This is a genomic window from Mucilaginibacter sp. GW822-FHT03E02 (assembly GCF_058801545.1).
In genome coordinates this window covers 88,279-114,145 of sequence record NZ_JBXANJ010000001.1, presented here as the reverse complement: position 1 = coordinate 114,145, position 25,867 = coordinate 88,279, and the positions used below count along the sequence as shown (strand labels likewise).

At 42.4% G+C, this 25,867-nt stretch carries 14 protein-coding genes; all 14 read left to right on the top strand.

The annotated features are described in order from the left end of the window. The 14 genes from AC1RM2_RS00395 (at position 1) to AC1RM2_RS00330 (ending at position 25,808) form a co-directional block, all read left to right on the top strand. The gene (locus tag AC1RM2_RS00395; RefSeq protein ID WP_492982283.1) at positions 1-483 is read left to right on the top strand and encodes an L-rhamnose mutarotase; all 483 of its coding nucleotides are present in this window, start codon (positions 1-3) and stop codon (positions 481-483) included. Between the two features lie 483 nt (positions 484-966). Further along, positions 967-1,554: a sigma-70 family RNA polymerase sigma factor gene (locus AC1RM2_RS00390; protein WP_492982280.1), complete on the top strand. Its 588-nt coding sequence runs from the start codon at positions 967-969 to the stop codon at positions 1,552-1,554. Between the two features lie 105 nt (positions 1,555-1,659). Beyond that, positions 1,660-2,808 (top strand): FecR family protein, encoded by a 1,149-nt coding sequence (locus tag AC1RM2_RS00385; RefSeq protein WP_492982278.1) that lies wholly within the window; start codon positions 1,660-1,662, stop codon positions 2,806-2,808. Between the two features lie 195 nt (positions 2,809-3,003). Continuing rightward, positions 3,004-6,510: a TonB-dependent receptor gene (locus AC1RM2_RS00380; protein ID WP_492982276.1), complete on the top strand. Its 3,507-nt coding sequence runs from the start codon at positions 3,004-3,006 to the stop codon at positions 6,508-6,510. Positions 6,511-6,535: 25 nt separating this feature from the next. Further along, on the top strand, positions 6,536-8,461 hold the full coding sequence (locus AC1RM2_RS00375) for a RagB/SusD family nutrient uptake outer membrane protein (protein ID WP_492982274.1): 1,926 nt from the start codon (positions 6,536-6,538) through the stop codon (positions 8,459-8,461). Between the two features lie 37 nt (positions 8,462-8,498). Next, positions 8,499-9,731 carry a DUF4959 domain-containing protein gene (locus tag AC1RM2_RS00370; protein WP_492982272.1) on the top strand — a complete coding sequence of 411 codons (1,233 nt, stop codon included), beginning with the start codon at positions 8,499-8,501 and terminating at the stop codon, positions 9,729-9,731. 51 nt (positions 9,732-9,782) lie between these two features. Continuing rightward, complete coding sequence (locus AC1RM2_RS00365) at positions 9,783-10,991, top strand: DUF4998 domain-containing protein (RefSeq protein WP_492982270.1); 1,209 nt, start codon at positions 9,783-9,785, stop codon at positions 10,989-10,991. A gap of 185 nt (positions 10,992-11,176) precedes the next feature. Continuing rightward, positions 11,177-13,459, top strand: a complete 2,283-nt coding sequence (locus AC1RM2_RS00360) for a glycoside hydrolase family 95 protein (RefSeq protein WP_492982268.1) — start codon at positions 11,177-11,179, stop codon at positions 13,457-13,459. Further along, on the top strand, positions 13,446-15,317 hold the full coding sequence (locus tag AC1RM2_RS00355; RefSeq protein WP_492982266.1) for a right-handed parallel beta-helix repeat-containing protein: 1,872 nt from the start codon (positions 13,446-13,448) through the stop codon (positions 15,315-15,317). Before AC1RM2_RS00360 ends, AC1RM2_RS00355 begins: the two co-directional genes overlap by 14 nt. A 425-nt stretch (positions 15,318-15,742) precedes the next feature. Then, positions 15,743-17,677, top strand: coding sequence for an SGNH/GDSL hydrolase family protein (locus AC1RM2_RS00350; protein WP_492982264.1), 1,935 nt, complete (start codon positions 15,743-15,745; stop codon positions 17,675-17,677). 114 nt (positions 17,678-17,791) lie between these two features. Next, on the top strand, positions 17,792-19,105 hold the full coding sequence (locus AC1RM2_RS00345; protein WP_492982262.1) for an alpha-L-fucosidase: 1,314 nt from the start codon (positions 17,792-17,794) through the stop codon (positions 19,103-19,105). Positions 19,106-19,115: 10 nt separating this feature from the next. Next, a complete protein-coding gene (locus AC1RM2_RS00340) occupies positions 19,116-21,452 on the top strand; it encodes a glycoside hydrolase family 95 protein (protein WP_492982260.1) in 2,337 nt (778 codons plus the stop codon). A gap of 73 nt (positions 21,453-21,525) precedes the next feature. Further along, on the top strand, positions 21,526-23,553 hold the full coding sequence (locus AC1RM2_RS00335; protein WP_492982258.1) for an alpha-galactosidase: 2,028 nt from the start codon (positions 21,526-21,528) through the stop codon (positions 23,551-23,553). Between the two features lie 47 nt (positions 23,554-23,600). Next, on the top strand, positions 23,601-25,808 hold the full coding sequence (locus tag AC1RM2_RS00330; protein ID WP_492982256.1) for an alpha-galactosidase: 2,208 nt from the start codon (positions 23,601-23,603) through the stop codon (positions 25,806-25,808). Positions 25,809-25,867: the final 59 nt, after the last annotated feature.

The following is a 25,867-nucleotide window of genomic DNA, read 5'->3' as shown; positions in this document are numbered from 1 at the left end:
ATGAGCACAGTTGTCCATCAAATTAAACAGTTTACGATTATACTCGTGGCTTATGGTATTGGTTTTTCGGCATGTAAATATGGCGGCAAGAAAACAGCCCTACCGCAGGATACTGCATCAACAAAAAACGTGCAGCCCAAAAATGTGCAACGTTTTGGTATGATAACCGGCTTGAAGCCCGAAAAGATGGCCTACTATAAACAATTACACGCGCATGCCTGGCCTGGTGTTTTAAAAAAGATAAAAGAGTGTAACATACGCAATTACTCCATCTATATTCAAAAAATAGAAGGTAAGTTTTTTTTGTTTAGTTACTTTGAATATGTGGGCGCTGATTTTAAGGGTGATATGGCCAAAATGGCGGCTGATACCACCACCAGACGTTGGTGGAAAGAAACCGATCCAACGCAAATACCCCTCCCCGAGGCTGCTACCCACAAGCAGCAATGGCAAACAATGGAAGAGGTGTTTCATACGGAATAAAACCTTTGCCTAATTTAAATCGTAAAAAACGTATCCCCTTTTGTTAATTGGTTAAAATTGAAGTGGTGTTGTGAAAATAAAGTGGTGTTTTAACAGCGAATATTCCATTGTTAGTGAAAAACGTAATGTATAACTTTAATGGATTTTATTTAGTTTTGATTTTTAAACTGTCGGAGCACCAAAAAACGACTGTTGCGTTATAAACCTGACGTGATTTTTTGAGTTTTAATTGCGTACTTATTGCATTTTACTAAGGGGGAATAATGCAAGTAGGTACTGGAACAGATTAGCTTCTTAAAAATTATAAATACAAACTTGAATAAATTGATAATTACCTGTTAATTTAAAATATGAGGAAAATTTTACCCTTTAACAAAAATGTTATCTTTTTTGAACTGCATCCGTTTAGTACGTTGGTAATAAATGCGATGCCCTTTGCTGGTTATACAAATCAGACCCGCTAAATGAAAAAAGTGGGCGGTTATGTTTAACTACGGAACACACACAGATGAGCAGCTTACCGCCCTTTTAAAAGAGGGGGATCATGCTGCCTACACCGAAATTTACCGGCGGTACTGGAAAAAATTGTTGTTAATAGCCTGGAATCACAGTAAAGACGAGCTTGCTGCGAAGGATATTGTACACGATGTATTTATATCGTTGTGGGAAAGATATCCCGAGGTTGAGATCAATAATCTAGCCGCTTTCCTGGCAACATCGGTAAAGTTTACCGTTTACAAGTACTATCAAAAAGAGCAGCGCAGGAACGACCTGGCGTTAAAAAATTACGAGTATGAAGCTACCGTAAACGATGAACATAAGCTGGACGCAATTTTTTTGCAGGAATATGTAAACGGAATTGTTGAAAAAATGCCCGAAAAATGCCGCCTGGTATTTGGCTACAGCCGAAACATGGGGATGAAGAATTCAGAGATAGCTACCAAAATACAAATTACCGAGAAAGGGGTTGAAGCAAACCTTACCCGCGCGCTCCGTATTATCAGGGGCGAACTTAAAAATCACGGCTGGATACTCATCATAGCCATTCATATCCACAGGCTTTTCAAATAAAAAAAGTGCACTCCTGCCTTTTTTAAATAAATAAACTTTTTTTTAATAACCATGTAGGGTACCGCTGTTTTCGTGGTACATACCTATACTAAAGCGCAATACCAATTGAACCGCCAAACCATTTACAAGTTAATACGTAAGTATAAAGATAATACTGCGACCGAATCGGAAAAGGAAACTTTAACCGAATGGTACCGTAGTGTAGCCAATCAGGATGCCGAATTTCCCGACGACGAAGAAAGCGTTGAGGAAGAAATGCTTTTGCGCCTGAATCAGCAAACTAAACCTCAAAAACCGCATCGCTTTTTTTTGAAGCGCTGGTCGGTTGCAGCATCTATACTTTTTTTGCTTTCTGCAGGAGTCATTTTTTTCATAAAAAAAAATGGGAGTATCCAGAAGCCGGAATTAGTTCATAATACGATAATAGCACCAGGCGGCAACAAAGCCATTTTAACGCTTGCCAATGGCCAAAAAATATCGCTTACAGACGCGCAAAAAGGGCAAATTACTCAGCAGAAGGGAGTTCAGATATCAAAAACTGCCGATGGACAACTGGTTTATACCGCAGTGGATGATAGTAATGGAGGTTCAAATGCAGTTGCTGTAGCGCAATATAACACTATGGAAACCCCAAGGGGCGGGCAATTTCAGTTGTTTTTGCCCGATGGTACCAGGGTATGGCTTAACGCAGCATCATCATTGAAATACCCGGTAGATTTTGGGGTGGCTGGCGAGCGCAGGGTAGAATTGAGTGGTGAGGCCTATTTTGAGGTAGCTCATAATAAAGACAGGCCGTTCCGGGTAATAACCAACAGGCAGGTAGTTGAAGTTTTGGGCACCCATTTCAACGTGAATGCATATAATGACGAACCAAATACCAAAACCACACTACTTGAAGGTTCGGTGAAAGTTACCGGCGGCGATAAAAGTGCCATGTTAAAGCCTGGTCAGGAAGCAAGCCTTACAGACCATCTTAAGGTATCTGATGTGGATACCGAAGAAGCCGTAGCCTGGAAGAACGGGTATTTCAGGTTTGATGATGAACGTTTGGAAACAGTCATGCGCAAAGTGTCCCGCTGGTACAATGTAGATGTTGTTTACCGCGATAACGACGTTAAGGACGATTTGTTTGCCGCTGTAACCACACGCTTTGCCAATATATCAACCCTGCTTAAAATAATGGAACAAACCGGCGATGCAAGTTTCAGCATTGAAGGGTCAAAGATTATTATTAGCAAAAAGGTAAAAAAGTAAACTGCCAAAACCAATATATAACCAATTATCAACCCTAAATTAAAACCAGCATTATGAAGAAAAACACTACCTGAAGAGTAAAAGATAGCTTATTTGGTAAGTAAGATCAGGAACACTCGCGATGTTCCCGATCTAATAGCTTATAAGCTAAAATGCTAATGTGACTACACCTTTTAACTTTAACAGCCTTAACAAATGTATAAAAATTTTACTACAAACATTTGTATGCCTTCGGGCTACATCAAGAAATTTCTGCTCATAATGAAGATGACAAGCTTTATGCTCATGCTTGCTTTTATGCAGGTGAGCGCAGCGGTTTTTTCACAAAAAATCACTTATGTAAATAAGGATGCTACGCTAAAGCAAGTATTTAAACAAATTAATAAGCAAACGGGGTACAACATATTCTGGTCGCCTAAAAACGTTGACAGCAACCATAAAATAGATGCCGCTTTTAAAGACGCGTCTATTGACCAGGTGCTTGCTACTTGTTTAAAAGACTTTCGGCTAACTTATTTAATTGAAGGTAAATCGGTAATCATTAAAGATGCTCCGGTTGTAAATACACCTTCTATACTGGTTGAAACGATAGCTGATATCACGATAACAGGTACCGTAAAGAATGAAAAAGGCGAAGCCCTGGCCGGGGTTACAATTGCCACTGCCGGCACAAAAAAGTCTGGTACCTTAACCGATAACAACGGTAAGTTTGTATTGGATGTAAAAGACGGAACAGAAATCAAAGTTTCATACATCGGTTACAAATCGCAAACAATTACGGTTACAGCAGATAAAAAAGTTTACAATATTGTAATGGTTGAAGATGTTACTGCAGCCGAAACAGTAGTTGTAACGGCTTACGGCCGTAAACAGCTAAAGGAAGCAATCGTTGGTTCTGTAACAACAGTAAAGCCCGGCAATTTAAAAATACCTGCAAGTAACCTAACCAATGCTTTGGCCGGACAGGTTGCAGGTGTTATTGCTTATACACCAAGTGGCCAGCCGGGTCAGGATAATTCAAATTTCTTTATAAGGGGGGTTACAACTTTCGGTTATAAAAAAGATCCGTTAATTCTGATAGATAACGTAGAGCTAACTTCATCTGATCTTGCGCGTTTAAATGTTGATGATATCGAAAGTTTTTCGATATTGAAAGACGCAAGTGCTACCGCACTATATGGCGCCCGTGGTGGTAATGGTGTAATTTTGGTGAAAACCAAAGAAGGTAAGGCCGGGAAAGCTCAAATTAATGTGAGGGTTGAAAATGCCAGGTCGCAATCAGTAAAAACATTGCAGCTTGCAGATCCTATAACATACATGAACCTGTTTAACGAAGCAGTTATAACACGTAACCCTTTAGCTGAAAGGCCATTTTCGGCAAATAAAATTACCAATACACAGGCGACATTGGCAAATGCCCCGGGAAGTAATCCTTATGTGTATCCCGCTGTTGACTGGTTGAAAATGTTATTTAAAGATCATACCAATACACAACGTGCAGATATGAATCTTAGCGGAGGCAGCGGTATTGCCCGTTATTATGTTGCGGGATCATACAGTAATGATAATGGTATTTTAAGAACTGATATCAGGAACAACAACAATAACAACGTAAAATTTCAAAATTATCAGTTACGCTCCAATATAAATATTAACATAACTGATAAAACGGAATTGATAGTACGTTTATCGGGCACGTTTAATGAATATAACGGCCCGCAAACTGCGGATGGCGGTTTTTCTACCGATTTGTATAACCTGGCCACGCATACCAGTCCTGTTTTATTTCCGGCCTACTTTGCGCCCGATTCTGCCAACTTAAATGTAAAGCACATTCTTTTTGGTAATGTAGCCGGTACAAGTACCGGATCAACAACAACAGTTAATCCCTATGCTTCATTATTATACGGGCATAAAAACTCATCCGAGTCGCGTATGCTTGCTCAGTTGGAGCTAAACCAGAATTTAAGCTTTGTTACGCAGGGATTAACGTTTCATGGTATTTTTAGTACCAACCGCCATTCTACTTTTCAATCATCAACTTACTACAACCCTTTTTACTATAACGTAGCCAGTTATGATAAGCAGTCCAATCAATACAAATTATTCTGGATAAATAACCAGCCCGGCCAGGCGCAGGAATACCTGTCATATTATCCCGGTTCAAGCGGTTTAGATAACTTTTTATATCTGCAGGGGGTACTTGATTATTCGCGCACTTTTGGCAATAATACATTGAGCGGTGCATTAATTGGCACACGCCAGCAACAGGTATACGCAAACGCCGGATCTCTGTTTGCATCGTTGCCATATCGTAATGAAACACTTGCCGGCCGTGCCACCTACTCTTTCAAAAGCAGGTATTATTTGGAGTTTAACTTTGGTTACAACGGCTCCGAGCGGTTTTCGGCAAATCACAGGTTTGGTTTTTTCCCTACTATCGGCGGATCCTGGATCATATCTGATGAAAAGTTCTGGGGCGATCTTTACAACGTATTTGATCGCATGAAACTCAGGGCCAGCTATGGTTTGGTGGGTAACGATGCTATTAGCGACCGTCGATTCTTTTATTTATCTGATGTTAACCTCAACGGTGGCGGTGGTGCTTCATTTGGTACCAATAATGCATACAGCCATGGTGGCGTTTCAATCAACAACTATGAGAATGATGATGTAACCTGGGAAAAATCAAAGCAGCTAAATCTGGGCCTGGAATTTACTGTAATGAAGGATTTTAATGTGGTTGCCGAGGTTTACAAAAACCAAAAGTATGATGTATTGCAAAACCGTAACAACATTCCATCAACAATGGGGCTTGAAGCTGCAATTGCCGCCAATATTGGCAAGGTTGAGTCAAAAGGTATCGATATCCAGGTTGATGGGAAAAGAAACATTGGCAAATCAGCATATATATCTGCAAGAGGTAATTTTACTTATAGCGTAAATAAGTATGTTCAATATGAAGAGCCTGCTTATGAGGCATACCGTTTGCTAACCGGCCAACCGCTTAACCGTAATTATGGTTACGTAGCCGAACGCTTATTTGTTGATGATCAGGAAGCCCGCAATTCGCCAAGCCAGATATTCAGTACCGGTGGTTTCCCGCCACAGGGTGGTGATATCAAATACCGCGATTTGAATGGTGATGGTAAAATAGATGGCGCCGATCAGACATTTTTAGGCGATCCTAATATTCCACAGATCGTTTATGGTTTTGGTGTAAGTGGTGGCTGGAAAGGATTTGACCTTTCTGCATTCTTCCAGGGACAGGCAAAAGTATCATTCTTTATCGATCCGGCCCGCACCAGCCCATTCATACAAAGCCCCGATGCTCAATTTAACGGCAATACACAATTATTGAAAGCATATGCCGATGACCACTGGTCTGAAAGCAATCAAAATTTATACGCTCTTTACCCAAGGTTAGGGCCAAACGGTGCTATTATAGAAAATAACAGGCAAACCAGTACCTGGTGGATGCGCGATGGTAGTTTCCTGAGGTTAAAATCAGTGGAATTAGGTTATACGCTGCCTGCCAGGATTGCCAAAGCCTTGGGTGTCAGAAATACGCGTGTTTATTTTAACAGTTTAAACCTGCTTACCTGGAGTCCGTTTAAATTGTGGGACCCCGAACTGGGCGGCAATGGATTTGCTTACCCTATACAAAAAGTGTTCAACATAGGATTAAATGTTAATTTATAATATTAACTGACGATAACTTAAGAATATGAAATCATATTACAAATATTTATGCATGGTTGCAATCGTTATGACGAGTGTATCATGTAAAAAGTACCTTGATGTTACTCCTGATAACGTTGGTACTATAGATTACGCTTTCAGGAACCGTAACGAGGCCGAAAATTATCTTTTTGGTTGTTATAATGCCATGCAAAGCCTTGCAGATATCAGGTACAACACTGGGTTTGTAACGTCTGGAGAAACGCTTTTTCCTAATGATCTTACCAGTAATTCGAGTATTGACCCGCAAGGGTTTAACCTGGTGCGTGGTACGCAAACCGCACAAAATCCTGCGCTTAATTACTGGGACGGGTCAAACGGAGGACAGGCAATGTTTAAAGCTATAAGAAAATGCAATACAATGCTTGAAAATATTGATAAACCAATTGACCTTACCGCCGCCGAAAAAGAGAGATGGATTGCCGAGTTGAAGTTTTTAAAGGCTTATTATAATTATTATTTATTCAGGATGTATGGCCCAATACCCATTATCGACGTAAACCTGCCAATTACAGCATCAACTGACGAGGTAAAGGTTAAGCGCGCGCCTGCAGATTCTGTAGTTAATTATATAGTGAGGTTACTTGACGAATCGGCGCCTCATTTACCTCCGATTATCCAAAACCAGACCCAGGAATTAGGCCGTATTACAACAACAATAGCGCTTTGTGTAAAAGCAGAGGTATTGGCTACTGCTGCCAGCCCATTGTTTAACGGGAACCCCGATTTTGCCAATTTGAAAAATAAAGACGGGCAAAAGCTTTTTACCACAGCCTATGATGCAACAAAATGGGATAAAGCGGCTGTAGCTTGTAAGGCAGCTATTGATAATGCAGAAGCAAATGGCTACAGGCTGCACACGACAGCAGATTTAACCGCTAATATCCCGGCTACGCTAACCGACTCGTTAAAAAAAGTTTTAAACATTCAAACAACTATTACAGATAAATGGGAGACCAACCCCGAATTGATTTGGGCCTTAAATGCTCATTTTGGATATGGTAACCAGGAATATTTTATGCCAAGGTTAACAGCAGCTGCAGCCGGTAACTTAATTGCCGAGGGTACTATAGCAGCCCCCATTAGCCAACAGGAATTATTTTATACTGATAAAGGGGTGCCAATTAATGAAGATAATACATGGGATTACGGCAATCGTTATACTTCACAAACCAGCGATAACTCTACCAGGTTTTATATTCACTACGGATACCAGACAGTGAAAGCGCATTTTAACCGCGAACCAAGGTTTTATGCAGATTTGGCATTTGATGGTGGTGTTTGGTACGGTAACGGTTTGTTAGGTAATGGCGAGAACGCATATTTTGTAGCGGGCAGAGGGCCTTCCTCAAACGCCGGTCCTAAAGATTATGTACGGTTAAACGAAACCGGTTACTGGCCCAAAAAACTGGTTAATTATTTAACCGTTTATGATAAAACCATGACCTGGGAAGATTTCCATATGCCTTTGATCAGGCTTGCAGGTATGTATCTGTTATATGCTGAAGTGTTAAATGAACAAGGGAAATCCTCGGCCGAAATAGTTCCTTATATTGATAAGGTACGCACGAGGGCCGGCCTGCCAGGCGTTGTTGCGGCATGGACAAATTATTCAAAAAACCCAACCAAGTTTGCAACCCAGACTGGTTTACGCCAGATAATTCACCAGGAAAGACGCATCGAGCTGGCTTTTGAAGGACAGGCCGGATGGGATTTGCGCAGGTGGAAGGAGTTGCAGGCAGTAATGTCAAGACCGCTACAGGGATGGTCGATATTTGAAGATTCGTTTGTAAACTATTATCGTCAGAACACGCTTATAACGCCTGTTTTTAATACAAGGAATTACTTGTGGCCTATAAATGCAAATGATTTGGTAGTTAACGATAACCTGGTTCAAAATCCAAACTGGTAAGCCAGTAACAAAGCTTTAAATATATAATTGAAAAATTATGAAAAATATAAATAAATATTCATTACTGCTTTTTTTAGGGCTGATAATGATGAGCGTGTTTTCCTGTAAGCGAAATGATGGCTTCAGTAATACGCCAATTTCTACCGATAAAACCAAACCTGGCGTTATAACCAATGTTAAAGTAGAAAACTTTAATGGTGGCGCAAACATAACATACGATTTGCCAAAATCAGATAACCTGCTGTATGTGCTGGCTAAATATACCATTAGGGACAAGGTATCAAGAGAAACAAAGGCATCATACTACACAGACACCGTGGTAGTAAATGGCTTTGCCAAATCACAGGATTACCAGGTTACACTTTATGCCGTGAGCCGTGCAGATGTAATGTCCGATCCTGTTACTGTTACCGTGCATCCCCTGACACCGGTTTATGAAATGGTAAGGCCAACCGCAGCAATATCGCCCGATTTTGGCGGTGTTAATATTAAAGCGCTGAATCCTTTAAAGAAGAACATTGGTGTAATAGTAACTGCATTTGACGATGTTACCAAAACAATGGAAATACAGGAGCAGCATTTTACCAAAGTTGATACTATTGACTTTTCGTTGCGTGGTTATACAACAGCCTCGCGGGCTTTTGGAGTATATATTACAGATGAATGGGGTAATATTTCTGATACCTTGAATGTTACGCTAAACCCATTGTTTGAGCAATTACTGGATAAAAGCAAATTTAGCACCTATACCTTACCAAGTGATGACGCCCTGTATGAAGGTGGCGGCTGGACAGTTGATAAGTTGTGGGATGGAAGCCTGAACGATCCGGGATGGCATACTTATTCAAACTCGGTACCGCCTTTTACCTGTACCTTTAGTGTTGGCCCAAGCTATAAACTGAGCCGTTTTGTGATGTACGGAAGGATTAATGGTTACGAATACGGGCACGGTAACCCTAAAGATTTCAGTGTATGGGGTTCTAATAAAACATTACCCGCCGATGCCGTATTGCCTCTTTCGGCCCCCGAAGGTGCAGTGATAGGAGATTGGACCAATCTGGGTAATTATCATTGGCCACCGCCACCATCCGGTTTGCCTTCAACTGCCCCAAGTGCAAGTGATAGGGCATTTTTTGATCTGGGGGCCGGGTTTAATATTCCGTTTAACGCGCCATCAGTAAAATATTTGCGCCTGTCAGTTGCCAGGACATGGGAGGGTGGAACGCTTTGTCATATCATCGAAGTGTCGTTTTACGGTAAACCTGAATAACAGATTGTTATGAAAGCAGGGATAAATTTTTTATTAAATAAAAGCAAGAAGATGAAAAATCTCATATATGCGTCATTGTGTTGTGTGCTGCTGCTTGTAGTATACGGCTGTAATAAAACTCAAACGGATTTTAGAAAATTTGAGAATGGTAAAGAGTTGGTGTACACAGGAGCCGTTGCTGATGTAATATCCGAACCCGGAAACCTTAGAGTGGGCCTTAAATGGAAATCAAGTTCGGACCCCAGTATCGTTAAGTACGTAGTATACTGGAACAATAAAGCCGATTCGCAGGTAGTTGCTGTAACCACCAAAACCGACAGCGTAAAAACTGTTATTGCCGGCTTACAGGAATTTGTTTACTCATTTACCATTTATTCGTTTGATGCCAAAGGGAATAATTCAATACCAAAAGAAATTGATAACGTAAAAGTTTATGGGCCGGTATATGCAAGTACGCTTTTAAACAGGGCTTATAACGCATCTAATCCATATGTTGTGCACAATGACGGTTCGGTAACGCTAAACTTTAAAGGTCCCGATACATCCATTGTAAATGGTAATACCATAATTAACTACACAACTGCTGCAGGAGTAGCATCTACAGCAGTACTTTCGGGCAAGGACAGCGTAATTACATTACCAAGTTATCAGTCGGGGGGGAAGGTTACTTACCAGTCTTCCTATTATCCAAACAAAAACGCGATTGATGCCTTTACGGTTGCCAAGGCTGATGCTTATCCTGATATATTCCGTATTGTTCAATGTGATAAGTCAATTTTTTCAGAATTGCGTTTGCCTCAGGACGTAGGTTTCTATCAATCGGACACAAGGATCAGCAAGTTATGGGACGGAAGCGACGGTCCGCAGGGATATCCAAATATCTTCCACAGTGATGGCGCATATATACCTCACGTATTATCGTTTGACATGGGAAAAAGCTATGTACTTACTCAGGTAGAGGAGACAGGCAGGAATTGCTGTAATAATCCGGATCAGTTTGAAATATGGGGTATAAATGACCTTACCGGAGCTACTACTACTTTACGGGCCGATAATTCAGGCTGGACGGCGGAAGCGATAGCAAAAGGATGGATCTTACTCAAATCCGTTACCCGCTCAGATGATGGCCAGGCTAAATTGAAAGTAGACGTATTACCTAATGCGCCACAGGTAAGGTATATACGCGTCAGGGTATTACATACCGTAACAGGATCTGGTTATAGCAACATGAGCGAAATGACCTTTTATGGCAAGCAGTAATTACTCATTTTAATGTGGATAAAAGAACCTCCCGGCCGCATGTGTCCAGGAGGTTCTTTTTTTACAAATTTTTGCCACCGGTAACGATACTCTTGATGTTCTAAAAACGCAATCATTTGCTAATATTGCTGTTTATATACGATTGTTTTATATAGATATTTAGCTCATCCTACTTTAAACCAAATATGACCAAAAAGATAATTTGCATTGCCCTTGTAGCTATCGGCGCGGTAGCCTTTAACCCGGTAAGCGCTCAAAAGAAAGCCGTAGAAAAACCAAGCCCTTTAGTTATTTGGGACAATAAACCAGCCAAAACCTGGATGACAGAAGCTTACCCCATGGGGAATGGCCGCTTTGGCGGAATGGTTTTTGGCGGCCTGGCACAAGAACATATTCAATTTAACGAGATAAGCCTCTGGACGGGTGATGAAAACGAAACCGGCGCCTACCAGGCTTTTGGCGATTTGTTTATCAATTTTAAAAATAAGGATACAACGCAGGCTATACCTGCTAATTATCGCAGGCAATTGGATATCAGCAAAGCTGTACAGCAGGTTACTTATACTGATAATGGTATAACTTTTAAACGCGAGTATTTTTGCAGTTTCCCGGATAAAGTGATGGTGTTGCATTATACTGCCGATAAGAAGGGGGCTTACTCGGCTATAATCAGCCTCAAAGATGCCCATGGCTCAAAAATAACCGGCAGTGGCAATACGTTGGAGTTTGAAGGTAAGCTTGATAATGGTTTAGCATATAGCGCAAGCATTGATATAAAGCTAACAGGTGGAACTGCTGTGGTTTTAGACGATGATAAAGGTGGTTCGCAACTGAGCGTCAGCAATGCGGATAGTTTTACAATCTTGCTCTCGGCTGCGACTAACTACAGCAACAAGCGCGAACAACACTGGCGCGGCGAAGCACCGGGTGTAAAGGTGAAGCAAAGCCTGGATGCAGCATCTGCCAAAACATACGCGCAATTATTGGATAATCATATAGCCGATTATTCGGCACTTTTCGGTCGGGTTGCCATAAACCTGGGTATAACACCACCACCGGATGCCTCCGAACCAACCTACAAGCGATTGATTGATTATAAAAAACAGGCAGATCCGCAACTGGAGGCGTTGCTTTATCAATACGGACGATATCTATTAATCAATTCTTCGCGCAAGGGTGGCTTGCCTGCAAACCTGCAGGGGCTTTGGAATGAGAGTAATAATCCGCCATGGCGAAGTGATTATCATTCCAATATCAACATCCAGATGAATTATTGGCTGGCCGAACCAACCAATCTTTCGGAATCCCATATCCCGTATCTCGATTATATCAACAGCATGCGCGAGGTAAAAAAGGTAAGCACGCAAAAAGAGTATCCCGGTGTACGCGGGTGGACAGTGAAAACCGAAAATGGTGTGTACGGTGGCGGCAGCTTTTTGTGGAACACCCCCGGCAGCGCATGGTATGCCCAGGGTATTTGGGAGCATTATGCGTTCACTAAAGACAAAAGTTATTTGCAAACTTTTGCCTACCCGATACTTAAAGAGATTGTGGAGTTTTGGGACGATCATTTAAAACGCCGCCCGGACGGCACCCTGGTTTCGCCATTGGGCTGGTCGCCAGAGCATGGGCCAACCGAAGATGGGGTAACTTATGACCAGGAGATTGTATATGACTTGTTTACCAATTATATATCGGCGGCTGATATTTTAGGTACAGATAAAACTTATCGCGATCATGTTGCCGATATGCGCGAGCATTTGTTAAAACCTAAAATTGGCAAATGGGGCCAATTACAGGAATGGGAAACAGATCGCGATGATCCGAAAGATACGCATCGCCACTCATCAAATTTGTTTGGCCTGCACCCGGGTAAACGCATAAGCACTATAAAAACACCCGAACTGGCGCAGGCCGCCAAAGTAAGTTTATTGGCACGTGGCGATGTATCAACCGGATGGTCGATGGCCTGGAAAATGAATTTTTGGGCACGCCTGCAGGATGGCGATCATGCTTACAAAATCCTGAATAATTTTATTACCCTGGCTGGGGGATCGGGTGTTGATTATAATAACGGTGGCGGCGTTTATTCTAATTTACTTTGCGCGCATCCACCATTCCAGATAGATGGTAATTTTGGTTATACAGCGGGCGTTACTGAAATGCTGCTCCAAAGCCAAACCGACGAAATTCAGCTTTTGCCTGCATTACCCAAAGCCTGGTTAAACGGCAACGTGCAAGGCCTTAAAGCCCGTGGCGATTTCGAGATCACAGATATGGAATGGAAAAACGGTAAAATTACCCGGATTGCTGTTAAATCATTGGCTGGCGGAGTGTGTAACCTACGATCGCCAAATAAACTGATGGCCGAAGGGACAAAGATTCCTGGAACTATAGTAAATAACGACTTTAAATACCAGTTTAATTCAGTTGCCGGTAAAACGTATATTTTCAATGCGGGTAATTAATAGCAGGCGGTCCGGATTTCGGTACTTAGCTTTTCTGTTAGCATTTGTAGCTATTCATATCGGCTTACCCTCGTATGCCATAGTAAAATATCCCGATATCAGTAATCGTAAAGTATCGTCGGGCAATACTATGTATTATGTTGATGCTAAAAAAGGGAATGATGATAATTCAGGAATTGATAAAAAACATCCATGGAAAACCTTCAAGCAGGTTAACAGGCGAATCTTTTCGTCAGGAGACAAAATAACAATTGCCGGCCCGGCCGATATCAGGGAATCGCTGTTCCTGGTAGCGCGTGGCAGTAATAAAAAACACGTTAAACTGGTATTTGAAAAAGGTACCTATAATTTTTACCCGGAAACAGGTTTTAAAAAGCAATTCTTTATATCCAACACCAATGACGATGCTTACACCCCAAAAGCCATTGCTATTTATATTGATAGTTCAAGTTATGTAGATATCGATGCCTTGGGGGCCAAAATGCTGATGCGCGGAAAAATGATTGAAACCTGTATCGATCATAGCCATGATATCAAAATACATGGCGCCACGTATGATTATTACCGGCCAACCGTATCGGAATTAGAAGTGATGAAAACCGCTGATAATTTCGCCGATCTGAAGATTCATCACGATTCAAAATATAGTATTAAAGATAGCCTGCTTACCTGGGAAGGGGAAGGTTGGAGGTATAATCCAATATCCTTGTGGCAGGTGCTCGACCCTGCAACAGGCCACCTGCAACGTATTGATATCAATATGGATGGGTTGAGGTATGCGGCAACAGGCTTAAATAGCGTTCGGGTTTATTTTAAAAGCAATCCCGGATTTAAAAGTGGCCTTATTTATCAAAACCGGGATATTACGCGAGATTGTGCAGGAGTATTTTTGGTGCGAAGCAACAATTTGTCGCTAAAAAATATCCATATCAATTTTATGCACGGTATGGGTGTGGTAAGCCAGTTTTGCCGGGATATCAACATCGATTCTGTTTTTGTAAAACCGGCTGCAAACTCCGGGCGTACCTGTGCCGCCTGGGCTGATATTTTGCATTTTTCGGGCTGCGGGGGTAAAATATCGATTATCAATTCCTGGTTATCGGGCGCAAATGACGATGCCGTAAATGTCCACGGTACCTATTTGCGCATAATAAATCAGCCTCAACCTAATCAGCTTCTTGTGAGGTTTATGCACAATCAAACTTTTGGTTTCGAGGCTTTTGTTAAGGGGGATAGTATCGCTTTTGTACATTCAAATAGCCTTTTGCAATATGGGGTAAACATTGTATCAAAGACGGTAAGGGTAAATGATAAAGACATATTGTTAACCCTTAAAACGCCCTTAACCGATGCTATAATGCCAAATGATGTAGTTGAAAATATTACCTGGACACCTCGGGTATATATAGCTCATAATACCGTCGAACATATCCCCACAAGGGGCATTTTGGTTACTACGCGTGGCAAGGTGGTAATTGAAAATAACGTTTTTCAACGCACCAACAATAACGCCATAGCCGTAGCCGACGATGCCGCAAGTTGGTACGAATCGGGCATGGTTAAAGACCTGGTTATCAGGAGTAATAAATTCAATTTATGTGGCGGGCCGGTTATATTGGTTTCACCCGAAAATACCGAAAACAGCATAACAAAAGTCCACAACAATATTTTAGTGACGGATAATGAATTCATTTTACTGCCGGCCACTGATGCGATTTACGCAAAAAGCGCTGCTAACATCAGGGTAGTAAACAATAGCTTCAAAGTTAACGGTGCGCCTGTTACCGAAGCCGGCCTGGTAAAATTTCAGGATTGCACAAATACACTGGTATTGCATAACAAAATTTATAACCGATAAAAAACTATATAATATTTGCATTATCAGCTGAAAAATATAAGCCAATGAAATGTTGGATTTGATTAGATATAGGTGTTTTCTCCATGCCTGGATAACAAAATTGATACAAATGGCTTTTGGGCCTAATCATTCACGGTCGTTTTTTAGCACCTTGGCTGTAGTTGAAGTGCTGTTGGGGGATTTTAGGGTAACATGCATACCCAACTCCAGGCTTTCAGTGGATTGTCCATCGTTTTAAAAGGTTTATCCATTTTTTAAAAAGTAATTAGCTGATACATTTACCCTAACCAATAATAACAGATCGGGTAGATGCGGCATTTTTTAATACATGTACATTGCCGTAATACGGCCTATTTAAAAATACTTTATTCACTAAAATAGCAAGGCTCACAACACCTTTGCCCGAAATTGAAATGTTAAAGCCAATGTCAAAATTTAAACACGCTGTTATCTTATTGTCGTTACTAACTGCTTTTGTTGGTGCCCACGCGCAAAGCAAGACCAACTTATGGAAAGGCTTTGAGAAAGTACAACTAAAACTTGCCGACCGGGATGCTTACTATGTTAAGCCCGCACATCCGTTGCCTGGTAATCCCTGGGTTTGGCGCACATCTTTCCCCGACTGGCATACCGAAATTGACAGCATTTTGCTTGCAAAAGGATTTTATATAGCCTTTATAAATGTTGATAACCAGTATGGCGCACCACCGGCAATGAAGTTTTATGATGTGTTTTATACCTATTTAACCACCCAACTCGCCTTTGCACCAAAGGTAGCGCTCGAAGCCGTAAGCAGGGGAGGCTTGTATGCTTATGCCTGGGCCAAACGCAATCCAGACAAGGTGACCTGCATTTATGCAGAAACGCCTGTTTGTGATATTAAAAGCTGGCCGGGCGGAAAGTTGAAGAGCCCCGGAGATGCCGCTGCCTGGAACGAACTAAAACAGGTTTATCATTTTACCGAAGAACAGGCTATTGCTTATAACGATAACCCAATTGATAACCTGGAGGGCCTGGCCTCATTCCGTGTACCCATTTTACATACAATAGGGCTCGACGATAAACTTGCCCCGCCTGTCGAGAACAGCGATGTGCTGGCCAAACGCTATATTGCTTTAGGCGGCCCCATTAGTATCCATCCCGTAACGCAGGGGCCCATGGAATTACAGGGGCATCATTTTAGGGTAGACCGCCCGGCTTACTATGCCGAATTTATATACAATAACTCGTACCCTGTACAAAAAATACTGCCTTATACAGATTATATCAAAATGGCCGGTGGCTTAAATAATTTTTACTACGCAGCTACAGTAAATAAAAAAGCTACCGTTTCTTTTTTAGGCGGATCGATTACATTTAATCCCGGCTGGCGCGATAAGGTTTGCAAATATCTCAGGGAAACTTACCCCGAAACGGATTTTCATTTTATAGCTGCCGGCATTCCCTCGTTAGGCAGCTTACCGCACGCATTCAGGTTGCAAAGGGATATCCTTGATTCAGGTAAAACTGACCTGCTGTTTTTAGAAGCCGCTGTGAACGATAGAGGCACAGATAGTACCACCCAGGTTCGGGCGTTAGAAGGCATTGTGAGGCATGCAAAAATGAACAACCCGATGATGGATGTTATTATGATGGCCTTTGTTGATCCTCAAAAAATAGAAAACTACGCCAAGGGTAAAGTGTCTCCGGAATTGCTGAACCACCAGATGGTGGCTACACACCACAATTTGCCCTATGTAAACCTGGCATTGGAGGTTAACGATAAAATAAAAAACAAGGAGCTAACCTGGGCCGATGATTTTAAAAGCATCCATCCCTGGTATCATGGGCAGGAGCTTTACTTTGAAACAATTAAAGCTTTGTTGCAGGCCAGCGTTGCTGCAAATTACAAACAGCCGGTTAAAGCAGTGTTACCTAAACCAATTGATAAGGCCAGCTATAACAATGGCAGCTATTATAACATTACTAACGCCAGGCTGGACAAAGGCTGGGCTGTAGATGCTGAATGGAACCCAGGGGATGGTTTGTCAACCCGTCCGGGTTTTGTTGATGTGCCCATGCTGCAGGCTACAGAACCGGGTAGCGAATTAACCTTGCCATTTAAAGGTACAGCTGTTGGTATTGCAGTGGTAGCCGGGCCCGACGCGGGTATTATAGCCTACTCAATTGATGGAGGTGCCTATAAAGATCTGGACTTGTTGACTGAATTTTATAGCTGGATTCACCTGGGCGTTTACCACATGTTGGGCGACAATCTGAATGGCGGCAGCCACACTTTAAAAATTAAAATAAGCGACAAAAAGAACAATTTGAGTAAAGGTCATGCCTGCCGCATTGTTAACTTTTTTGTAAATAAATGAGTGAGTGGTTGATTAGGTTGAATGAGTGGGTAGTTTTTAAAGCCAAACTAACCTAATCCAACTCAATCAACCTAATCCAACCCAATCTAACCATAAAACTAATTAAACTATACTATGAAAAGAAAAGCAGGACTATTGGGAGTCCTTTTATTAAGTACCTGTTTAGCTATCGCTCAGCAGGCAACAAGTTCAATTCCGGTTAAAACTCCAAAAGCGGTCATTGATCAATTTATGGATAAGCGTTTTGGTATGTTTATTCATTTTGGCCCTGTAACCCAACGCGGCACCGAAATAGGATGGAGCCGTAATGATCAGGTGCCCGAGGAAGATTACGATAACCTTTACCACGAATTTAACCCGGTATTATTTAACGCCGATGCCTGGGTAAAGGCTGCTAAGGACGCTGGTATGAAATATCTCACCATCACAGCCAAACATCATGATGGCTTCCTGTTGTGGCCAAGTGCCTATTCGGATTATAATATTTCCAAATCGCCGTTTAAAAGGGATCTTGTTGGGGAGTTGGCCAAAGCCTGTAAAAAACAAGGCATTACCTTTTGTATATATATGACAGTGCTCGACTGGCATGACCAGGATTACCCGGTAGACAACCCGCACCATCCCGAAATAAATGCCCGCAAAGGCGATATGACTGCCTTTAAAACCCGCATGAAAAATGAGCTCAAAGAAGTGATTACCAAATACCATCCGTTTATGCTTTGGTTTGATGGCTATTGGGAAAAACCATGGACAACAGAAGACGGCAAAGAGATTTACAATTACATTAAAAGCGTTGATGTTAACGTAGCTGTAAACAACAGGCTTGGAAAAATAAGCGATAAGCTTGGCGGTGATGCCGTTGGCGATTTTTTAACACCGGAGCAAACCATAGGCAAACTTAATATGGATGAACCATGGGAAAGTTGTATCACCATTTGCAACCAATGGGCCTGGAAACCAAACGACGGCATGAAATCGTTAAAACAGTGCATCCAAACTTTGGTAACATCGGCATCGGGCAACGGGAACCTGTTATTTAACGTTGGCCCGGCAATGGATGGCCACATGGAAGCCCGGCAGGTAGCCCGCTTAAAAGAAATGGGGGCCTGGTTAAGGCAAAATGGCGAAGCGATTTATGGCACAAAAGGCGGCCCATACGTGCCAACTGCCGAATATGGTGCAACGCGCATGGGCAATAAGATTTATATCAACGTTTTTCAACGTAAGGATAGCACGTTAAATATTCCATTACTGCCAAATACCAAAATCCTGAAATCTTACTTTCTGAATGGTAACGCCGTTGCCATCCGGTCGGATAGTAAAGGCTATAAGATAGAGTTGCCTGCCACTTTACCTGATGAAAACTGCTCGGTAATTGTGTTGGAGCTTGATGTGAACGCTATGGATATCCCTGTAATAAAATCATAACCCGCGCTAAATGAATTTTACAAAAAACATATCCGTTGCGGCCGTTCTTTTATTGCTGTCGACGGTCTCAATTGCCCAAAAAAAGGCGCTTACTTTGCATTACGATAAGCCCGCATCGCGCTGGGAAGAGACCCTCGCATTGGGCAATGGCCGTTTAGGCATGATGCCTGACGGGGGAGTGAGCGACGAAAAAATTGTACTTAATGACATAACACTCTGGTCGGGATCGGTACAGGATGCCAATAATTATGACGCCTATAAAAAATTGCCCGAGATAAAGGCATTGCTATTGGCCGGTAAAAACGTGGAAGCTCAGGCCCTGATTGATAAAGATTTTGTGTGCAAAGGCCCCGGATCTGGAGGTAAACAATGGGGCTGTTTTCAAACGCTGGGCGATTTAAACCTGAAGTTTGACTATAATGGTGCTGATGCTACTAAATATACCAACTATCAGCGGGAGTTATCGCTGGATAACGCTTTAGCTAAAAGTATTTACACTGTTAACGGCGTTACCTATAAGCGTGAGTATTTCACCAGTTTTGGCAATGATGTGGATGTTATCAAACTTACTGCTGATAAGCCTGGTCAGCTGAATTTTAGTATTGGCATTAGCCGCCCCGAGCGCTCAAAAACTACTACAATTGGTAATACGCTGCAAATGGAAGGCCGGTTAGATAATGGCACCGATGGTAACGGTATGCAGTACATAGCCAACGTTAAAACCAAACTTACCGGCGGTACATTAACCGCCACGGATAATAGCCTGGTTATAAAGAACGCCACCGAGGTTATTATCTACATTTCGGCAACCACCGACTTTAAGAGTCCCAATTTTAAGATTAAAATGGCTAAGAATTTAGCTGATGCTATGTTAAAGCCCTATGCTTTAGAAAAGCAAGAACATACCAGGAAGTTTCAAAAGCTGTTTAACCGTGTAAGTATCAGTTTAGGCGACGATAATTCAACCGGAACTACCGACCAACGCCTCATTAGCTTTCATAAAGCCCCCGCCGATGATAAAGGCTTGCCGGTATTGTTTTACCAATTTGGGCGCTACTTAAGCATTTGCAGTACAAGGGTAGGCTTGTTGCCGCCCAACCTGCAGGGACTTTGGGCCAACGAAGTACATACCCCGTGGAACGGAGATTACCACCTGGATGTAAATGTACAAATGAATCATTTCCCGGTCGAGGTTTCTAACCTGTCTGAGCTAAACCTGCCATTGGTTGAGTTGGTGCGCGGCATGGTAAAAAATGGTGAGCGTACAGCCAAAGCCTATTACAATGCCGATGGTTGGGTCGCCCATGTTATCACCAATGTTTGGGGATGGACTGAGCCCGGCGAAAGTGCCTCATGGGGGGTAACCAAAGCTGGCTCGGGCTGGTTGTGCAGTAACATCTGGGATCATTATGCTTTTACAAATGACAAAAACTACCTGAAAAGTATTTATCCGATTTTAAAAGGCTCGGCACAGTTTTACAACAGCATATTAGTAAAAGACACTAAAAGCGGCTATATGGTAACCGCACCGTCATCATCGCCAGAAAACAGTTTTATGATGCCCGATGGTAGCGGCAATCACGCCAGTATCTGTATCGGTGCAACTATCGATAACCAGATTATGCGCGAGTTGTTTGCCAATGTAATTACCGCATCAGAAACCTTAGGTGTTGATGCCGCTTTTCGTGCCCAATTGAAAAAACGGTTAACAGAAATTCCACCCGCCGGTATCATCAGCAAAGATGGTCGCATACAGGAATGGCTGGAAGATTATAAGGAAACCGAGCCACAGCACAGGCATATTTCGCATCTGTATGGCATCTATCCGGCATCCGAAATTACAGCAGATGGCACGCCCGACCTGGCAGCCGCAGCTAAGAAAACGTTGGATGTACGTGGTGATGATGGCCCAAGCTGGTCTATCGCCTATAAACTGTTATTCTGGGCAAGGCTACACGATGGTAACCGGGCCTATAAATTATTCACCGAGATAATGAAACCGACTACAAGCACCGGTATTAATTACGGTGCGGGGGGCGGTATTTATCCAAACCTGTTGTCGGCCGGTCCGCCATTCCAGATTGATGGAAACTTTGGCACTACCGCCGGTATCGCCGAAATGCTGATCCAGAGCCATGAAGGCTACATCAACCTGATCCCTGCTATCCCTGATAGCTGGAAAGCATCTGGTGATGTAAAAGGGTTACGTGCCAGAGGCAATTTCACCCTCGATTTTAAATGGAAAGACGGTAAGGTTATTAGCTACCGCGTCACTTCAACCACGCCGCGTAAAGTGAAAATAAAAGTTAACGGAGTAATAAAAGAGGTGATGGCGCAAAAGGTGTAGTTAAATCAATGTGCTAAACTACCGTCATTGCTCCATACCTCGCAATGACCTTTATTATTAAAAATACTAATCAATGAAAATAAGCTATAAAATAATTTTTACCTTTTCGTTAGTCATAAAAACCCTGGTCAGTATTGCATCAACCAGGCAAACAACTATGGTAACAATTCCATACGGTAAAGGCAACAGCATTGTTTATGATCTTAAAACCGGTACCTATAATGTTTATCATGGCAAAACAACCTTGTTTTCTAATGTGACATCCACTTTCAAAATAAAAGATGCAGCCGTAGCTACAACTGATAATTTATATCGTAAGTATGCCTCAACACCCATAACTGATGGTTTTGGCAAAGGCGAAAAATACGTAGTAACACTTACCGGCAGCGGCCTGCCAAAAATTGAACAGGTATTTTACGTTTATCCGGGTCGGGAATTTTTCCTGACCCAGGTTGTATTAACAGGAAAAAAACTATCCAGTAATTCTATTATTCCCTTTTCGGGAAATATTCCCGCTGTTACGGGCGATGCCCGCAGCGTTTTTGTGCCCTTTGATAACGATACGTTTATCCGCTACAATGCCAAAGAGTTTAAAGCCCCGTTTAACAATACCAGTGTCGAAGTTGGTACGGTATATGACAACGCCAGTCGCAACGGTTACATAGCAGGATCTGTTGAGCATGAGGTTTGGAAAACCGGGGTTCGTAGCACAGCCGCAGGCGAAGGTAACCGGGTAGTTGTTTGGAGCGGATATACCGAAGAAAGCGTAACCCGCGATAACATTGAACATGGCGAAGTTAAAGGTGATGTAGTAAAATCACCAAAGATTTTTATTGGCTACTATAACGACTGGCGTACAGGTATGGAAGAATATGCCAAAGCTAACCGCATTGCCGAACCCCCGTTTGTTTTTAACTGGACAAAACCTACACCCGTTGGATGGAATAGCTGGGGTGTAATGCAGGAAAAACTTAGCTACGAAAAAGCTACCAAAGTTGCCGATTTTTTTGCTGACAGCTTATCAACCTTCCGCACAGGTAGCACCGCTTTTATCGATCTGGATTCCTATTGGGATTTTATGCTGAAAGGCGGCTTAGAGGGCGATTACAGCAAGCTAAAGGAGTTTGCCGACTATTGCAAAAGCAAAGGCCTGCAACCCGGAGTATATTGGGCGCCATTTACCGATTGGGGCTGGAAAGATGGTCCCGACAGAAAAGTAGCCGGTACCAGTTACACTTACGGCGAAACCTGGACAAAAGTTGGCAAAGGCTACCACGATATTGATGGTGCGAGAGCTGTCGACCCTACACATCCCGCAACGCTGCAACATATTGATTTGGTGATTGGTAAGCTGAAAGAATGCGGCTTTAAGATGATTAAAATAGATTTCCTGGGTCACGCCACTGCCGAGTCTACCCATTTTTATGATCCTGCCATAACTACAGGAATGCAGGCATACCGTAAAGGGATGGAATACCTGATCAGCAAACTGGGCGATCAGATGCTCATTTACGCCGCTATATCGCCAAGTTTGGCCTCGGGCCGCTATGTGCATACCCGCCGTATTGCCTGTGACGCTTTTAAAACCATTGATAATACGCAATACACTTTAAATAGTGTAAGCTACGGCTGGTGGCAAACCTACCTGTATAATTTTGTTGATGCCGACCACGTGGTGTTAAACAAGGAAAGTGAGGGAGCCAACCGAGCCAGGATGCTTTCGGCCGTGGTTACGGGTACGTTTATCACCGGCGACGATTTTTCGGTGCATGGGCAGTGGAGTGAAAGAGCTATACAGTGGTATCAAAATCCTGAAATATTAGCAGTGATAAAAAATGGCAAATCCTTCAAACCTGTGGAAGGTAACACCGGCCAAAACGCGTCTGAGTTGTTTGTTCAAAAAGTTGGAAACGCGTATTATGTGGCTGTATTTAATTACTCGGATAAGCCTAAGGAGTTTGCGTTGGATTTTAAAAGATTAGGCCTGCCGCAGCAAAAATATAAAGTTACCGAAATACTAAAAGGTACTGATACAGATTTGAATGTAAAGCTTCCGGCTGCCGATGCTGCATTATATAAATTTGAGTTCAAGAACCAATAGTCAATAAATTTAACCTTATTTGTACCTGATAAATAACCTATAAAAAATTGAAAAAGAAGTTAATAAACAAAGTACTGCCATTTGGCGTGGTGCTTGTAAGTTCGGTTGGGTTGGCTATGGGAAGCCACGCTCAAACTGTTACTATTCCGGTAGAAACACAAAATAATGCCCTGGTGCTACAAACCGATGGCGATAAAACCCTTAAAATGGTTTATTTCGGCGGCAAGCTGGGTAATGCCAAAGAGTACGAACAGATTGGTAAAATGTACCGCCAGGCCGATGACTCTGGCGTGTTAACTGAAGCCTACATGGCATCGGGCTCACAAAGCCTGGCCGAGCCGGCAATAACGGTAACGCATACCGATGGCAATAAATCTCTTAACCTGGTTTATGTAAGCCATACCGTTACCAAAGTTGACGAGGATATAAGCCTGCTGACTGTTAACCTGAAAGATCCCGTTTATCCGTTTGAAGTAACATTATATTATAAAACCTATTTTAAAGAGGATGTTACCGAACAATGGTCGATAATAAAACATAACGAAAAGGGTGAAGTAATGCTTAACAAATATGCATCGGCTAACCTTAATTTAAAAGGCAACGGCTTTTGGCTGAAACAATACCATGGCAATTGGGCATTGGAGATGCAACCAGAAGAAGCCAAATTAACCCATGGTATTAAAACTATTGACAGCAAACTGGGCACCCGTGCCAATTTGTATCAGCCATCTATGTTCATGGTATCTATGGATAAACCTGCTACCGAGGATGAAGGCAAAGTAATGCTGGGCGCGCTGGAATGGTCGGGTAATTTTAAGATCGACCTGGAATTGGATGTATCCAATAACTTAAGGGTTATTGCCGGTATTAACAACGCCGCGGCCGAATATCACCTTAAACCAGCGCAGGAATTTACCACGCCGGCGTTTGTTTATACATACTCCGATCATGGTAAGGGAGATGCCAGCCGCAAGCTGCAACGTTGGGCACGCAAATATAAAATTGTTGATGGCCAGGGTGATAGGCTTACTTTGCTGAACAACTGGGAATCTACCTATTTTGATTTTAATGAAAGCAAATTGTTTGGTTTATTAAAAGATACCAAAAAATTAGGTGTCGATTTGTTTTTGTTAGACGATGGCTGGTTTGCTAACAAGTTTCCACGTAATGATGATCATGCTGGCCTGGGCGATTGGCAGGAAAATAAGTTGAAATTGCCTAATGGCATTGGCTCGTTGGTGAAGGAGGCAACTGCCGATGGCGTAAAATTTGGCATCTGGATAGAGCCCGAAATGGTTAACCCCAAAAGTGAACTTTACAGCAAACATCCGGATTGGGTGATAAAGCAACCAAACCGTCCCGAAAAATATTTCCGCAACCAGTTGGTATTGGATCTGTCCAATCCTAAAGTTCAGGATTTTGTATTTGGGATAGTGGATGATCTGTTTACTAAAAATCCAACCCTGGCCTACATTAAATGGGATTGTAACGCGGTGATCTATAATGCATATTCGGCTTATCTGAAAAAGGATCAATCGCATTTATATACCGACTATGTTTTTGGTTTGTACAAAGTATTGGAACGTGTCAGGGCAAAATATCCCAAAGTACCTTTGATGCTATGCTCTGGCGGCGGCGGCCGTGTTGACTACGGCGCGCTTAAGTACTTTACTGAATTTTGGCCGAGTGATAACACCGAACCGCTGGAAAGGGTGTTTATCCAATGGGAGTACTCCTACTTTTACCCGGCTATGACCAGTTCAAACCATGTTACCGATTGGGGTAAACAGCCTTTAAAATTCCGCACGGATGTGGCGATGATGGGTAAACTGGGTTTTGATATTGTAGTAAGTAAATTAAGCGAGCAAGACCTTGCCTATGTGCATGACGCGCTTAAAAATTACGATTACCTGAAAGATGCCATTTGGCACGGCGATCAATATCGCCTGCAATCGCCATGGGATAACGATGCCGCATCTATTATGTATGTTAATGATAGCAAATCAAAAGCGGTAGTATTTAGTTATTTGGTTAATAATCGTTACGGTGCCGGCACAAAAGTGCCTATCCGTTTGAAAGGTCTCGATCCGCAAAAAAAATACCTGGTTAAAGAGATTAACCTTTACGCAGGCTCCAACTCATCCATCGAAAATAACCTGGTTTTAACAGGCGATTTTTTAATGACCGTAGGCATCAACCCTGATGTTAACAGCGGCAGAACAAGTGTTGTTTTGCAGCTTGAAGAAAGCAAGTAACAAGGATGTTATGTAACAAGGCTGCAACAGTTTAAAATAAACCGTTGCAGCCTTGTATT